We start from the raw sequence: 13,869 nt of genomic DNA, 5'->3' as shown, positions 1-13,869 counted from the left end.
CATGAACACAACATTCCCGCCACGCCGCAAGATTTTTTTACGACGTCACTACCTGTTTGGCCTGCCACCACGTTTTCTGCTGGCCACAGGTCTGGCGCTGATCATCCTTCCGTTCTTTTCCTGATCGGGACCAACGCGACCTGTCTTTGACACGCCTCCGGCAGCGGCTCAGTGTGAGCGGCACCAGATTTCAGTCCGGAGTGTTGCCATGGCCATAAATTCAAGGCAGTTCCGCATCCAGCCCAGCGTGCCAATCGACCTGTCGTCCTGGCCGACCGCCATCGATCCGCTGTTCGATTCGAAAGGCGCGTATCGCACCGAGCTGGACGATCACGTCAAGCGGCTCAGCGAAATGCAGCAATTGCTTTACGCCTCGAACCGCCACGCCGTGCTGATCATTTTCCAGGCGATGGACGCGGCCGGCAAGGATGGCGCGATCAAGCACGTGATGTCCGGCGTGAACCCGCAGGGCTGCCAGGTCTTCAGCTTCAAGCATCCGAGTGCCGTGGAACTCCAGCACGACTTCCTCTGGCGCACGACGCGCAACCTGCCCGAACGCGGGCGGATCGGCATCTTCAACCGCTCCTATTACGAGGAGGTGCTGATCGCGCGCGTACACCCCGAAATCCTCGCCAACGAAGGCGTGCCCGAGCCGCCGAAGGAGGTCAGCTCGATCTGGGATCACCGCTACCGCTCGATCAACGATCTCGAACGCCACCTCTCCGGAAACGGCACGAAAATTGTCAAGATCTTCCTGCACATCTCGAAGGAGGAGCAACTGCGCCGGCTGATCGACCGGATCGACGATCCCTCGAAGAACTGGAAATTCAGCACCGCCGATGTCGAGGAACGGAAATTCTGGAACGACTACATGGCCGCGTATCAGGACTGCCTGAACGCGACCAGCACGGTCGATTCTCCCTGGTACGCGGTGCCGGCGGACGACAAGCGCAACGCCCGCCTGATCATCTCGAACATCCTGCTGGAGACCATGCAGGAGCTCGACATGAACTATCCCAAAGTCAGCGGCAAGCGGAAGAAGGAACTCGCCCGCATCCGCGAGGATCTCGCGAAATCCTGACGTGTCGTCAGGCTTTCTTACGCTCGCCGCCCAGATAGGCGGCCTGCACCTCAGGCGAGGTGAGCAGCGTCTTCGCATCGTCCTCGATGACGAAGCGGCCAACCTCCAGAACATAGCCGCGATCGGCGAGTTTAAGCGCGCTGCGGGCGTTCTGCTCGACGATGAGGATGGTGACGCCGCTATCGGCGATCTCGCGCAGGGTGCGGAAAATGCCCTGGACGATGATCGGCGCGAGGCCGAGGCTCGGCTCGTCGAGCAGCAGCAGGCGCGGCTTGGCCATCAACGCCCGGCCGATCGCCAGCATCTGCTGCTCGCCGCCGGACATCGTGCCGGCGAGCTGGCTGCGGCGCTCGGCGAGGCGGGGGAACATCTCCAGCACGAAGTCGAGCGAGCCGGCGACCTCGCCCGCCGGGCGGGTGAAGGCGCCGAGGCGGAGATTCTCCATCACGCTCAGCGTGCCGAACACCCGCCGCCCCTCGGGCGACTGGGCAATGCCGAGGCGGACGATCCGGTCCGCCCCCATGCGGGTGATGTCGGTGCCATCGAAGACGACCGACCCGCCGCGCGGCGACAGCAGCCCCGAGATCGTGCGCATCAGCGTGGTCTTGCCGGCGCCATTGGCACCGAGAATGGCCACGATCTCGCGCGATTCCACCCGCAGCGAGACGCCCTTCAGCGCCTCGATCTGACCGTAATTAACCTTGAGATCGGCGATTTCGAGCAGGCTCACGATACGCCCTCCTCCTCGTCGTCATCGCGCCCGAGATAGGCCTCGATCACCTGCGCGTCGTTGCGGATGTCGTCCGGCCCGCCCTCGGCGATCTTCTGGCCGAAATTGATCACCACGATCTTGTCGGCGACGCTCATCACCACGTTCATGTCGTGCTCGACCAGCAGCACGGTGATGCCGCTGTCGCGGATGCCGAAGATCGTCTCGCTGAGCGCGGCCGACTCATTGTCGTTCAGGCCGGCGGCCGGCTCGTCGAGAATGATCATCTTGGGATCGGCCGCCAGCGTGCGGGCCAGCTCGACGCGGCGCTGCACGCCATAGGGCAGCGAGATCGCGCGGTCATGCGCGAACTGGTCGAGATCGAGCCGGCGCAGGATCTCGTGCGCGCGGTCGGAAAGCTCCGCCTCCTCGCGCCGCTGCGACGGCAGGCTGAGCAGCCCCTGCCACCATTGCTGGCGCACCCGCAGGTGGCAGCCGGCGCGAACGTTTTCCAGCACCGACATTTCGGGAAACAGCCTGATGGTCTGGAAGGTCCGCATGATGCCGGCGGCTGCGACGAGATGCGGGCGGCGGGCGGTGATGTCCTGCCCCTCGAAGCGGATGCTGCCTCGGTCGGCCGGTAGACGCCGGTGATCATGTTGAACACGGTCGTCTTGCCGGCGCCGTTCGGCCCGATCAGGGCGACGATCTGCCCTTTGTCGACGGTGAAGGAGAGCTTGTCGACCGCGCGCAGCCCGCCGAAGCGGATGCCGACCCCCTGGAGTTCCAGCAGCGCGCTCATGCCCGCGCCCCCCGCCGCGGCCACAGGCCCTGCGGGCGCAGCACCATCACCAGGATCATCGCGAAGCCGAAGACCAAGTAGCGGTATTGCGCGAAGTCGCGGAAGACCTGGGGCAGCACGAACATCAGCGCGGTGCCGAGCAGCACGCCGGGAATCGAGCCCTGGCCGCCGACGATGACGATGGCGAACAGCGTCACCGATTCGGTGAACTTGAAGGAGGACGGGCTGACCGTGGAGAGCTGCACCGCAAACAGCGTGCCGGCGAGGCCGGCGAGCCCGGCGCCGATGGCGAAGGCGAGCGTCTTCACCTTGCGCGGATTGACACCGATCGTCGTCGCGGCGAGTTCGTCCTGCTTGAGATAGCGCAGCGCGCGACCGAATTCCGAGCCGTCGAGATTGCGCATCAGCACGAGCACGATGCCGAGCACCACCCAGTCGAGCCAGTACATCGCGCTCTGGCTCTCGATCTGCAGACCAAACAGCGAGGGCACGCCGATGCCGGTGATGCCGTCCGACCCGCCGGTGAGGCCGAACAGGTCGTTCTGCATCGCCAGCACGAAGATTGCGTTGAAACCGATGCTGGCGACCAGCAGGTAGTCACCGCGCAGGCGGATCAGCGGGGCGGCAAGCAGGGCGCCGAACGCAGCCGCGAGCAGGATGGCGAAGGGGATGGTCAGGAAGATCGGCCAGTTGAAGGTGACGTTCAGGATCGCCGTGACATAGGCGCCGATGCCGAAATAGACGGCGTGCCCCATGTCGAACATGCCGGCGCGGCCGAGGATGATGTCTTCGGACAGGGCGACGATGCCATAGATCGCGAAGATCGCGGCGACGGAGACCCAGGCGCTGTTCAGCGCGAGCGGCAGGAACAGGCCGAGGATCCAGACGGCGATGCCGACATTGCGGGTTGCGGTTGCGCTCATCACACCTTCTCCGCGACGCGTTCGCCCAGAATTCCCGAAGGCCGCACCAGCAGGATTCCGATCAGCAGCGCGAAGGTGATCGCATCCTGCCAGGAGCTGGAGAGGTAGCCGGCGGCGAAGGCGTTGAAGAGGCCGAGCAGAATGCCGCCGAGCATCGCCCCCGGAATGTTACCGATGCCGCCGAGTATGGCGGCGATGAAGGCGTAAAGCCCGTAGGTCCAGCCCATGGTGAAATAGACTTCGCGATAATAGACGCCGACGAACAGCCCGCCCACCGCGCCGAGCGCCGGGCCGATGATGAAGACGCTGGCGATCACGCGGTTGACGTTGATGCCCATCAGTCGGGCGGCGTCCTGGTCGATCGCCGCGGCGCGGATCGCGGTGCCGAAGCGGGTGTGGTTCACGAACAGATAAAGCGCCGCCATCAGAACGAAGGAGACAACAATGATCATCACCTGCACGAAGCTGATCGAGGCGCCCGCGATGTGAAACGTGATCGCCGGCAGCAGGCCGGAGGGAAATACGCTGACCTGGGGGCTCCAGATCAGCATGATTCCGTTCTCGATCAGCAGCGATGCGCCAAGCGCCGAAACCACGGCGGCGAGGCGGTCCGCCTTGCGCAGCGGCCGATAGGCGGCGAGTTCGAGCACGACGCCGGCGACCGCCACCACCACGACCGCCGCAACGAAGGCGAACACCAGCAGGGCGGCGCCGGGATGGCCGGCACCGCCGAGCGAGGTAAGGAAGGTCAGGCCGATGAAGGCGCCGAGGATGCAGAGATCGCCATGGGCGAAGTTGATCAGGCGCATCACGCCATAGACCATCGTGTAGCCCAGCGCGATGAGCGCGTAGATGCCTCCGACCGTCAGGCCGTTGAAGACCTGCTGGATGAACGTTCCCATGGCGATGCCTCCTCCGCGCGCGATCGGGTCGTCAGCCGGCCTTGGGGGCCGGGTAGACGATCGTGTAGCTCCCGTCGGCATTCACCTCGAAGGCGGTGAACGGGCTGCCGACGCGCTTGCCCTTGGCGTTCCAGCGGAACTGGCCGGTCAGGCCATCGAAGCTCTTCATGTTGTGCAGGTAATGTTCGAGCTTCGCCGGCTTGACGCTCTTGGTCTGCTCGATCGCCTGCATCACCGCGCGCATGCCATCGGCATTGGTGAGGGTGAACACCGAAGGCGGGCTCTGGTGATATTTCGCCTTGTAGGCGGCGACGAAGGCCTTGGCGGCGGGATAGGGAAGCTGTTCCGGGCCGGGGACGTTGACGATGATGGCGCCCTTTGCCGCTGAACCGGCGATCTTGCCGAAGGCGACGTTCTGGTTGGCGTCACCGCCGACAAAGGCCGCGTTGATGCCGAGCTGGGCCATCTGCGCCTTGATCAGCCCGCCATCCGAGTAATAGCCGGAGAAATAGATCGCGTCCGGCTTCAGCGCCTTCAGCTTGGTCAGCACCGGGGTAAAATTCTGCGAGCCGGCGGAGATGAAGGACTTGTCGATCACCTTGCCATGGTCGGCCTTGATGTTCTGTATCACCGCATCGGCGAGGCCGGTGGCGAAGCTCGAATGGTCGGTCAGCACCGCGATGCGCTTGAAGTGGCGGGCATCGACCATGTAGTGCGCGGTGAATTTCGCCTCGGCGCTGTTGGGCGCCGCGTTGCCGAACCAGGTCTTGTAGCCGCGCGCGAGCAGCTTGTTGCTGGTGCCGTCCGAGGTCTGGATAACGTTCGAGCGCGCATAGATCGGCTCGGCCGCGAGGGCGGCGCCGCTGGTGTAGGAGCCGACCACGGCAATCACGCCATCATTGACCAGCTGGCGCGCGCAGATGGCGGCTTGGGAGGCCTTGCCTTCATCGTCGCAGGCCTTGACCTCGATCTTGCGGCCGAGCAGGCCGCCCTTGGCGTTCTGCTGCTCGGCCAGCAGCTTCACGGCCTTTTCGATGCCCTGCCCCTCATCGGCATAGGCGCCGGTGATGGGCGCCTGCACGCCAATCTTGATCGGCCCAGAGGCGGCATGGCTGACAACGGTGGCGGCCACCAGTGCGATTGCCGATGCCAGCCCGATCCCCGTTTTATGTTCCATCGCGATCTCCTTGCGTCATACGACTGCCCAAGCCTGTCGCAACCGCGCCCGCATTGCAACCTTTTGCGGACGAAGTAAAACACCATGAATGATCGGTCGCTGCGGAAAAAGGCCGGAAATCTTATTACAATTCCTGCTATCGATCTGCCCGATCTCTCTGGCATCATATAATTTTGATCTGTATTTTTTAAATAAAAACGAAAAATATTCGTCCCATGACTGCCCTGCCCGCTCGCAGAATCGAAACGAATTTCGATTTCAGAAATTCATCGGCAGCCACGGCGCCATCTTCACCAGCGCCGTCGAGTTGATCACGCTTGCCCATCACGCGCTCGACCGGCGGGTTTTCGCCGAGAGTGCGGTCCGCGTCGCGCTGTGGCCGGCCGGCCGGAAACCTGGCGCTGCGGCATGCCCGACCTGCTCGGGCCTGTGGCGCAACATCCGAACGGGCTCGTGACAAAAAGGCCCGACCAAGCGTCTCGCCTGGTCGGGCCTCTGCAGTCACGAACCGCGCCCTATCGAGTGGCCTGGGCGCGGTCCAAAAGTTCGAGCGTCAGCCGCGAGCCGCCATACGGCTGCCGGTAATGACAGGATATGACAGCGTGCTCGCAACGGTAATCTCTACGTCCCTGCCCCGCACCAGATCAGCCGGGATCACTGCGGCGCCATTGGTCCACCGACCGTTGGCCTCCACATCATGCCAGCCTTCCGCAAGGCGGGGATGATCGAGCGCGATCAGTTCATCCCCGGCCTTCAGCGCGCCGATCTTGACACCCAGCTCGCGGCGATCGCGCGGATCGGCGGTCAGTTCTCCAGGGACAGCAACACGGGATGCGATCACCACGCTGCCGTCAGCACGATAGATTGTTGCGATGTCGGCCTCGGACGTCATCTCGATCCCGGCCCGGTCGAGAATCCGCGCCCGGACCCGCTCGACGACTGCGCCATGGTCGGCAAACGGCGCGCAGCTGCGTGTCTCGCGCAAGGTCTGCGCGAAATCCGGATGCAGGATGAGCGCCTGGCCGCCATTCTCGAATGCGGCGCGGTTTCCGGTTTCGAGGTAGCTTTCCGCCGCCATCCCCTCGGCGAGCAGCACCGCGTGGAACGGCAGTTCAACATGGAAGTAGGTCACCTCGCGCATCTCGATTTGCCGGATTGTTACGCCGTTGACCAGGATCTTGGCCGGGATCAGCAAGCCATCGAGATAGAAAGCGTGATCCGGAGACACAACCAGATCCCGCGCGGGCACACCCTCCGCGATGGCGTGCGCGGAAATGACGATCGGCTGCACCGTTTCCGGCCGCGGATGGCGCGTCAGATCGATGGTACGGCGCCCAAGCCAGACGACCGGCGCCGTGCCGCCATCATGCAGAATGACGGTTTCTCCGGCTGAAAGATTTTCCACCGGCACCGGGCCGCGCGCCGTCGCGATAAGCGTCCCTTCGGCAAAACACGGGTTGTTCGGGCTGGAGCTGGCGCCTTGGTCCAGGGTCAGGCCGGCGCCGCCGGGAACGATGGTCGGATTATAGATCTGGCCGCCGCTCGAGACAGTGACCGTTTGCGTGGCATAACCGCTGTTGAAGAACGTGTCCCCGATCGACTCGCCGCCCGAGGAAATCGTCACCGGGTCCGAATTCAGCAGGTTGCCGCTGGTCACGCCACCCGAGTTTACATAGAGATAACCGTGGGTGAGGATCGAGTTCAGCAGTTCGCCGCCGCTATTCACGCTGACCGTGTTGCCGCCGTTTTGAGCCGGCGTGTTCAGGCCGGAAACAACAGCACCAGACTCCACAATCAGCGTCGTGTTCGCGCCAAGCGCGATCGGACCATTATATGTGGTGGCGCCGCTCTGATAGACCGTACCTGTTCCGGTGCTTACCGCCGACCAGGTGCCGCCGGAGAGGATCGGCACATTGTTCTGCGCATTGCCCGATTTGTCGAGAAATCCACCGACGACATTGGTCCCCGCATTGGTGACCGAACTGATCAGACCACCCGCCGTCGCGGTATTGTTCGAGGCCGTCGCACCGGAACTGATAACCAGATATCCACCGCTCGTAACCGTGGCGCCGGAAATGGTGGCCCCGCTCTGAACCGTCGGACCATTGCTGTCGGTGAAACCGCTGCTGGCGACGTTGATATAGGTGTCGTTGATCGACGAACCGCCGGACGAAATCGTTTCCAGATTGGAGTTGAGCACGTTGCCGCTGGTAACGCCGCCAGAGGAAACATTCAGGATGCCGTTGATCAGCACCGAGCTGAGCAGCGTTCCGCCGGCGCTGACATTCACGGTATTATTGCCGTTGTAAGGCGCCGGGGTCAGCAGGCCGGAGACAACAGCGCCGCTCGAGATATTCAGCGTCGCACCCGCATCAAGCGCGACCCTGCCCGTGTAGGTGGTGCTTCCGCTCTCATAAACCGTTCCGGAACCGGTGCTCACCGCCGACCAGGTGCCCGATAGAACCGGCACATTGGTGACTTGGCCACCATTGATATCGACGAACCCCCCGACGACATTGGTCCCCGAGTTGGTGATCGAACTGATGAAGCCGCCCACCGTTGCCGTATTGTTCGAAGCGTTCGCACCGGAACTGATAACCAGATATCCACCGCTCGTAACCGTGGCGCCGGAAATGGTGGCCCCGCTCTGAACCGTCGGACCATTGGCGTCGTTGACGCCGCTCCCCGAGATATTCGCGTAGATGTCGTTGATCGACGAACCGCCGGACGAAATCGTTTCGGCGTTTGAGTTCAGCACGTTGCCGCTGGTAACGCCGCCCGAAGAAACGTTGAGAAAACCATTGATCAGCACCGAGCTGAGCAGCTCGCCGCCGGCGCTGACATTCACGGTATTGTTGCCGTTGTAAGGCGCCGGGGTCAGCAGGCCGGAAACAACAGCGCCGCTCAAGATATTCAAAGTGGCGCCTGGTTCGAGAGCAACCTGCCCCGAATAGGTGGTGCTTCCGCTCTGATAGACTGTTCCGGAGCCGGTGCTCACCGCCGACCAGGTGCCGCCGGAAAGGATCGGCACGTTGGTAACGGTACCTGAACGATAGTCGAAGCCGCCCGAGACCGCGTTTCCGGAACTGACAAATCCACCGACCCCCGCGATATTGTTCGACAAGGTCGCGCCAGTGTTGGCGGACAGAACGCCGCCACTGACCGCGGTGTTGCTGGTCGCTGTGGCGCCGGACTGGACGTTGACCGTGGCGCCGCTGGAAATGACCGAGTCAAGAACCGTGCCACCCTGCGAGACGGTCGCGTTAGTGGCGCTCGTGAGGACCGAGCTAAGCAGTTCGCCCCCGGAGGACACATTGATCGCCGCATTGGCGCCGCTCGAAACCGTCAGCCCGGAGACAATCGCGCCATTCTGAATATCCAGCGTTGTGTTGCCCAATACCACAGGACCGCTGACCGTCGTGCTGCCGCTGGTATAGACGGTCGCGCCACCGGAATTCACCGCCGACCACGCAGAAAATCCGGTCAACACTGTTGGCACCGGCATGTAGGGCTGATCGACAATTGCACCGGTCTGGTAATTCGCCGTTGCGCCGGCACTGACGAATGTGCCTGATACAATGCCACCGGAGGAAACGTTGACCTGCCCGTTAGTGCCGGTCACGGTGTTGTCGAGGCTGGCACCGCCCGCGGATACCTGCAGGTTGGCCCCGTTGAGAACGGAGCTTTCCACCACGCCGCCACTCGAAATTTGAATTTGTGCGCCCGTGCCTGACCCGACTTAGAGCCGGACCGAAAAAGATAGTTGAGCGATTTCAGTAAGTTGTGATTCAGTTCGTTTGCGAAGACGGACGGAGACACGATGACCTGGACTGAAATCGCTCGGCGACGATATTGCCGGGCCGGATTGCGCTACGCAAGCGACCTCACCGACGCTGAATGGGCCATGATCGAGCCGTTCATGCCCGCTCCGCAGCATCGAGGCCGACCCCGAAGGGTGGCGCTTCGAAGGATTGTGGAGGCCATCTTCTACATGCTGGCAACCGGCTGTCAGTGGCGCCAGATCCCGAAGGAATTCGCTCCGTTCACCACCGTGCAGGGGTATTTCTACCGCTTCTGTCGTGACGGCACGTTCGATCGCATCAATCACGTCCTAGTCATGCAGGCGCGGGAAATGGCCGGACGCGAGGCTTCACCCACAGCCGGTGTGATCGACAGTCAGTCGGTCAAGACCACCGAAGCCGGCGGGCCGCGCGGGTTCGATGCCGGAAAGAAGATCAAGGGCCGCAAGCGCCACATCATCACAGATACAATCGGCCACCTCGTCGGTGCCGTCGTTCATCATGCCGGTATTCAGGACCGCGACGGGGCGCCCGACGTGCTCAAATCCGTCAAATCCCTGTATCCCTGGTTGCGGCACATATTCGCTGACGGCGGTTATGCCGGTCCTAAACTCAATGGACGCCTCGCCAAAATCGGCAAATGGACCATACAGATCGTAAAGCGCTCCGACGCCGCGAGCGGGTTTGAACTCCTGCCGCGGCGCTGGGTGGTAGAAAGAACCTTCGCCTGGCTCGGCAGATGCCGACGTCTCGCAAGGGATTTCGAGGCCACCGTTACCAGCGCCACCGCATGGCTCTTCCTCGCCCATATCCGCCTGCTCACACGAAAAATCGCCCGTCACCGATAGTCGCACTACCATTCAGATTCGGGCTCTTAAACAGTCAAACCCGGAACGATACGGTATCGTAAGTTGAGATCTTTGATTTCACTCGAGATTTTCGTAGGCACGTCGGGATTTTGCAAAAACGTGGTGCTAAATAATTGCGTAAATTGCTTCTTTTAACTTGATTTATGATTGGTTTTCGGCTGCCAATTCGGCATGTTCGTGCGCGAGAAGCGAATCAACGGCTACAGCTACCTTTATCTGGTCGAGAGCGTCCGTGAGGACGGGCGCAGCAAGCAGCGCATCATCAAGAACCTGGGCCGGAAGGAAGTCGTCCTGGCCGATGGAGGTCTCGACCGCCTCGCCGCCTCGATCGCGCGCTATGCCGACCGTGCCTCGGTCCTGGCCCAGCTGGCGGCAGGCAATCCGGACGGGCTGAGCTGCAAGCGGATCGGCGCGCCGCTGTTGTTCGGCCGACTGTGGCAGGAGAGCGGGATCGCTGCTGTGTTCGAGGAGCTGCTGGCCGGGCGGCAGTTCGAGTTCCCGGTCGAGCGCGCGGTGTTCGCCACCGTGCTCCACCGGATCATGGTCTCGGGCTCGGATCGCGCCTGCGACAAATGGCTCGAGGATTACGACATTCCCGGCACCGAGGAGCTCGGCCTGCATCACCTCTACCGCGCCATGGCCTGGCTCGGCGAAGAGCTGCCGGACGAGGAACAGGGGGATGCCACGCCCTTTGCGCCACGGACGGTGAAGGATCTGGTGGAAGAGCGTCTCTTCGCCCGACGGCATGATCTGTTCACCGACCTCTCGGTCGTGTTCATGGACACCACCTCGCTGTATTTCGAAGGTGCCGGCGGCGAGACGCTGGGCGCGCGGGGCCACTCCAAGGATTACCGCCCACAGCTCGCGCAGATGATCCTCGGCGTGGTGATCGATCAGGACGGAAGGCCAATCTGCACCGAGATGTGGCCAGGAAACACCGCCGATGTCTCGGTGCTGGTGCCGGTGATCGACCGCCTGCGGTCGCGCTTCGGCATCGGCCGGGTCTGCGTCGTCGCCGATCGCGGCATGATCAGTGCCGCGACGATCGCCGCGCTGGAGGAGCGCGGGCTGGAATACGTGCTCGGCGCAAGGGAACGCACCGACCGCATCGTCCGCGAGGTGGTGCTGGCCGATGAGCGCCCCTACACCCCGCTCTGCCTCGAGCGCGCCGGTGGCGACGAGACCCAGCTCTTCATCAAGGAGGTCAAGGTCGCGGGCAAGCGCTATATCGTCTGCCGCAACGAGGCGGTGGCCATCGAAGAGGCCGAGACCAGGCGCAAGGTGGTCGCCGCCCTCGATCGTCAGCTGACGCGCGGCGATAAGGCGCTGATCGGCAACTCCGCCTATCGCCGCTTCCTGCGCCCGGTCAGTGACGCAAAGCCCGGCCGCAAGCACAAGCTGTTCGAGATCGACGCCGGCAAGCTCGCCGAGGAAGCCCGCTTCGACGGCGTCTTCGTGCTGCGCTCCAACGCCCGGATTTCACCGCTGCAGGCGGTGATCCGCTACCGGGACCTGCAGAATGTCGAACGGCTGTTCCGTGTCGCGAAGGCGACAATGCGCACCCGGCCAATCTACCATTCCTCCGACGCCGCCATCCGCGGCCACGTCTTCTGCTCGTTCCTCGCGCTGATCCTGCACCAGGCGCTCGACGAAAAACTCCGCCGGGCCGGCAAGCGCGTCGAATGGGCCGATCTCCTGCGTGATCTCGACCGCCTCCAGGAGGTCACCATCAGCAAGCGCGGGCAGCAGATCGTCCTGCGCACCCCAGCAACCAACTCGATCGGGCCGATCTTCAAGGCCGCCGGCGTCGCCCTGCCAGCCAACGTGCGAGACGCATCCGCTTCCTGATCCAAATCCTCCCGAAAGCCGCAGGGTGTGGTGCTAAGAAACCACGCGCCCACAATACATGGCTGTTTTCATTGGACTATTTTCAGGTCGCTGTTCAAGTCGGGCCTGAATTGGTCAGCCCGCTGACAACCGCGCCCTCTTCAACGACGAGCGTCATATTCCCGTCAAGAACGACGGCACCGGTAACGGTTGCGCCATTGCTGAGAAACTGAAGCGTACCGTTGGAATTTACCGCGGACCAGGTCCCACTCAAATTTGTCGTCATGTTCAATTCCTTTTCAGAAAACAGTGGTTATTCAATACTCAGAAGCGGCTCGATAATTTTGACCACCTGATCCGCGGTGATCAGACGCGTGCATTCAAACTGCCGTGATGTGTTTGCATGCCGTGGACACCAGAAAAAATCGTTATGATCGAACATTTCCCGCGGATCGTTCCAGCATGAATTGCAGGCATGCCAGTTGATGACGCGGTATGGTGTTTCGAACTCGTTGGTGGGGTGCGTGAACCCCGAAATCATCACCACGGGAGTCTCCATGGCCCAGGCAAGCCAGGACAGGCCGGAACTCAGCCCGACGAAAAATGCGGCATGCTTCAGCCAGCGGGCGCGCTCGGCCAGCGGGCGGTCACCCGTCTCGTCTTCGGCGCCGTGCGGTATCCGGTTCCACACATACCCGACCCCGTTCACTGGCTTCTGGTCGATACAGATGACCCGGTAACCGCGCGCCTTGATATGGCGGACGACCTCCAGCCACCCCGTGGGATTGTTCCAGTATTTGCACTGAGCCGAACTCTGCACCGCGATGCAGACATAGGGCTCCTCGATCGGTCTCGTATCATCCTCAAGCGCAATCCGCGGCCGGATTTCCACCGGATCGACGCCCAGGATGTAAGCTGCCGTCTTGTGCAGGCCGACATGGCGGAAATCGGTCGGTTGCATGGTGTTTTCGGCGTCGGTGAAAAACAGCCCCATATGGTAATTCGCATAGGCCCGGCTCATGACGTTTTCGGCTTCGAGCTGCGCGGTGGTCATCAGACGAAGCTCCGGATAGGTCGCCTCGAACAGGGGAATGAGAACTGGCGACAGAACACACGTGACTTTTGCCTTGCTCGTCTCGGCAAAACGCGAAACATAGGGGAACCAGGCAAAAACATCCCCAATGGTTCCAACCGGGATCTGCACGACAACGTCGCGGTCCCGAAGATCAAGCACATGTTCGAAGACAAGCTCGATATCGCCCGAATCGCTACGCCGCTCGATCTTGATTTCAAAACGAACAAAATACCTCTTTTTTGACTTTAGAACGCCAGTCTTGATCTCATTCTGATAAACAATAAGTCCGGAATCAACGTCCTTCAGAGTGACAAACCATACGCCGCCTTCACGCTCAGGCAGATATACACGCGCCCCATCAAGAAAATCATAACGAATACCTTGCGGCGCTTCCCACACCGGCATTTCCGGCGGCACAACATAAACCGAACTCAACAAAACAATCCTCTACCGATTCAATATTCGTGGCAGTTGATGCCGTTTGAATGAGATTTTTCATGGGGAAGAGACTTTTTCTCCTGTAAGCAGGCTCGCCTAATTACCTCTCCAAAATATGCAGTCCATCTACAGGCCATTGAAATAAATCTGAAAATTGCAGCGCCACGGCGACGCCGAAGCCCTTAACTCGTTACGTTGGTTATACAGGGGATAATAACGTTCCGTCAATTAATACAATCGGTATATAATGTTTTAATTTATTTTAA

General features: G+C 61.7%; 12 protein-coding genes and 2 pseudogenes. 5 read left to right on the top strand and 9 right to left on the bottom strand.

The window, feature by feature from the left end; genetic code table 11:
* Window position 1 precedes the first annotated feature (1 nt).
* Together ACIDOCELLA78_RS000000103575 and ACIDOCELLA78_RS000000103570 are read left to right on the top strand one after the other, a co-directional pair.
* Entirely contained in the window at window positions 2-124 is a 123-nt protein-coding gene (locus tag ACIDOCELLA78_RS000000103575) for a hypothetical protein (RefSeq protein ID WP_283770828.1), read from the top strand.
* Window positions 125-208: 84 nt separating this feature from the next.
* On the top strand, window positions 209-1,081 hold the full coding sequence (locus ACIDOCELLA78_RS000000103570; protein WP_201728407.1) for an ADP-polyphosphate phosphotransferase: 873 nt from the start codon (window positions 209-211) through the stop codon (window positions 1,079-1,081).
* Window positions 1,082-1,088: 7 nt separating this feature from the next.
* On the opposite strand, the gene ACIDOCELLA78_RS000000103565 is transcribed toward ACIDOCELLA78_RS000000103570, so the two are convergent.
* The 6 genes and pseudogenes from ACIDOCELLA78_RS000000103565 to ACIDOCELLA78_RS000000103540 form a co-directional block, all read right to left on the bottom strand.
* Complete coding sequence (locus tag ACIDOCELLA78_RS000000103565) at window positions 1,089-1,811, bottom strand: ABC transporter ATP-binding protein (RefSeq protein WP_201728406.1); 723 nt, start codon at window positions 1,809-1,811, stop codon at window positions 1,089-1,091.
* Window positions 1,808-1,948: a hypothetical protein gene (locus tag ACIDOCELLA78_RS000000103560; RefSeq protein WP_249675675.1), complete on the bottom strand. Its 141-nt coding sequence runs from the start codon at window positions 1,946-1,948 to the stop codon at window positions 1,808-1,810. The genes ACIDOCELLA78_RS000000103565 and ACIDOCELLA78_RS000000103560 overlap by 4 nt, the downstream gene beginning before the upstream one ends.
* 165 nt (window positions 1,949-2,113) lie before the next feature.
* Window positions 2,114-2,592: pseudogene (locus ACIDOCELLA78_RS000000103555) on the bottom strand (ABC transporter ATP-binding protein); the annotation flags it as partial.
* Complete coding sequence (locus ACIDOCELLA78_RS000000103550) at window positions 2,589-3,515, bottom strand: branched-chain amino acid ABC transporter permease (protein ID WP_201728405.1); 927 nt, start codon at window positions 3,513-3,515, stop codon at window positions 2,589-2,591. The pseudogene ACIDOCELLA78_RS000000103555 and the gene ACIDOCELLA78_RS000000103550, both read right to left, overlap by 4 nt.
* On the bottom strand, window positions 3,515-4,417 hold the full coding sequence (locus tag ACIDOCELLA78_RS000000103545) for a branched-chain amino acid ABC transporter permease (RefSeq protein ID WP_201728404.1): 903 nt from the start codon (window positions 4,415-4,417) through the stop codon (window positions 3,515-3,517). Before ACIDOCELLA78_RS000000103545 ends, ACIDOCELLA78_RS000000103550 begins: the two co-directional genes overlap by 1 nt.
* A 31-nt stretch (window positions 4,418-4,448) precedes the next feature.
* Window positions 4,449-5,594 carry a branched-chain amino acid ABC transporter substrate-binding protein gene (locus ACIDOCELLA78_RS000000103540; RefSeq protein WP_201728403.1) on the bottom strand — a complete coding sequence of 382 codons (1,146 nt, stop codon included), beginning with the start codon at window positions 5,592-5,594 and terminating at the stop codon, window positions 4,449-4,451.
* A 262-nt stretch (window positions 5,595-5,856) separates the two neighbouring features.
* Between ACIDOCELLA78_RS000000103540 and ACIDOCELLA78_RS000000103535 the strand changes: the two are divergent.
* Window positions 5,857-6,020: pseudogene (locus ACIDOCELLA78_RS000000103535) on the top strand (dihydrodipicolinate reductase C-terminal domain-containing protein); the annotation flags it as partial.
* A 127-nt stretch (window positions 6,021-6,147) separates the two neighbouring features.
* On the opposite strand, the gene ACIDOCELLA78_RS000000103530 reads toward ACIDOCELLA78_RS000000103535, so the two are convergent.
* A complete protein-coding gene (locus tag ACIDOCELLA78_RS000000103530; protein ID WP_249675645.1) occupies window positions 6,148-9,288 on the bottom strand; it encodes a Hint domain-containing protein in 3,141 nt (1,046 codons plus the stop codon).
* Window positions 9,289-9,414: 126 nt separating this feature from the next.
* Here ACIDOCELLA78_RS000000103530 and ACIDOCELLA78_RS000000103525 point away from each other — a divergent pair, with 126 nt between their 5' ends.
* Entirely contained in the window at window positions 9,415-10,242 is an 828-nt protein-coding gene (locus ACIDOCELLA78_RS000000103525; protein ID WP_201727504.1) for an IS5 family transposase, read from the top strand.
* A 192-nt stretch (window positions 10,243-10,434) separates the two neighbouring features.
* Window positions 10,435-12,111: an IS1634 family transposase gene (locus ACIDOCELLA78_RS000000103520; protein WP_201727475.1), complete on the top strand. Its 1,677-nt coding sequence runs from the start codon at window positions 10,435-10,437 to the stop codon at window positions 12,109-12,111.
* 94 nt (window positions 12,112-12,205) lie between these two features.
* Here ACIDOCELLA78_RS000000103520 and ACIDOCELLA78_RS000000103515 read toward each other — a convergent pair whose 3' ends face one another.
* Window positions 12,206-12,376 carry a hypothetical protein gene (locus ACIDOCELLA78_RS000000103515; protein WP_201728401.1) on the bottom strand — a complete coding sequence of 57 codons (171 nt, stop codon included), beginning with the start codon at window positions 12,374-12,376 and terminating at the stop codon, window positions 12,206-12,208.
* 27 nt (window positions 12,377-12,403) lie between these two features.
* Window positions 12,404-13,600, bottom strand: coding sequence for an autotransporter strand-loop-strand O-heptosyltransferase (locus tag ACIDOCELLA78_RS000000103510; protein WP_249675641.1), 1,197 nt, complete (start codon window positions 13,598-13,600; stop codon window positions 12,404-12,406).
* Window positions 13,601-13,869 lie beyond the last annotated feature (269 nt).

This window comes from Acidocella sp. C78 (genome assembly GCF_907164655.1).
The sequence above is the reverse complement of the archived record's forward strand: the minus strand, read 5'-3'. Positions and strand labels throughout refer to the sequence as shown.

Coding starts and splice junctions, on each gene's coding strand:
- ACIDOCELLA78_RS000000103575 (WP_283770828.1), top strand. CDS start 2: ATGAACACAACATTCCCGCCACGCCGCAAGATTTTTTTACGACGTCAC.
- ACIDOCELLA78_RS000000103570 (WP_201728407.1), top strand. CDS start 209: ATGGCCATAAATTCAAGGCAGTTCCGCATCCAGCCCAGCGTGCCAATC.
- ACIDOCELLA78_RS000000103560 (WP_249675675.1), bottom strand. CDS start 1,948: ATGAGCGTCGCCGACAAGATCGTGGTGATCAATTTCGGCCAGAAGATC.
- ACIDOCELLA78_RS000000103550 (WP_201728405.1), bottom strand. CDS start 3,515: ATGAGCGCAACCGCAACCCGCAATGTCGGCATCGCCGTCTGGATCCTC.
- ACIDOCELLA78_RS000000103545 (WP_201728404.1), bottom strand. CDS start 4,417: ATGGGAACGTTCATCCAGCAGGTCTTCAACGGCCTGACGGTCGGAGGC.
- ACIDOCELLA78_RS000000103540 (WP_201728403.1), bottom strand. CDS start 5,594: ATGGAACATAAAACGGGGATCGGGCTGGCATCGGCAATCGCACTGGTG.
- ACIDOCELLA78_RS000000103525 (WP_201727504.1), top strand. CDS start 9,415: ATGACCTGGACTGAAATCGCTCGGCGACGATATTGCCGGGCCGGATTG.
- ACIDOCELLA78_RS000000103520 (WP_201727475.1), top strand. CDS start 10,435: ATGTTCGTGCGCGAGAAGCGAATCAACGGCTACAGCTACCTTTATCTG.
- ACIDOCELLA78_RS000000103515 (WP_201728401.1), bottom strand. CDS start 12,376: ATGACGACAAATTTGAGTGGGACCTGGTCCGCGGTAAATTCCAACGGT.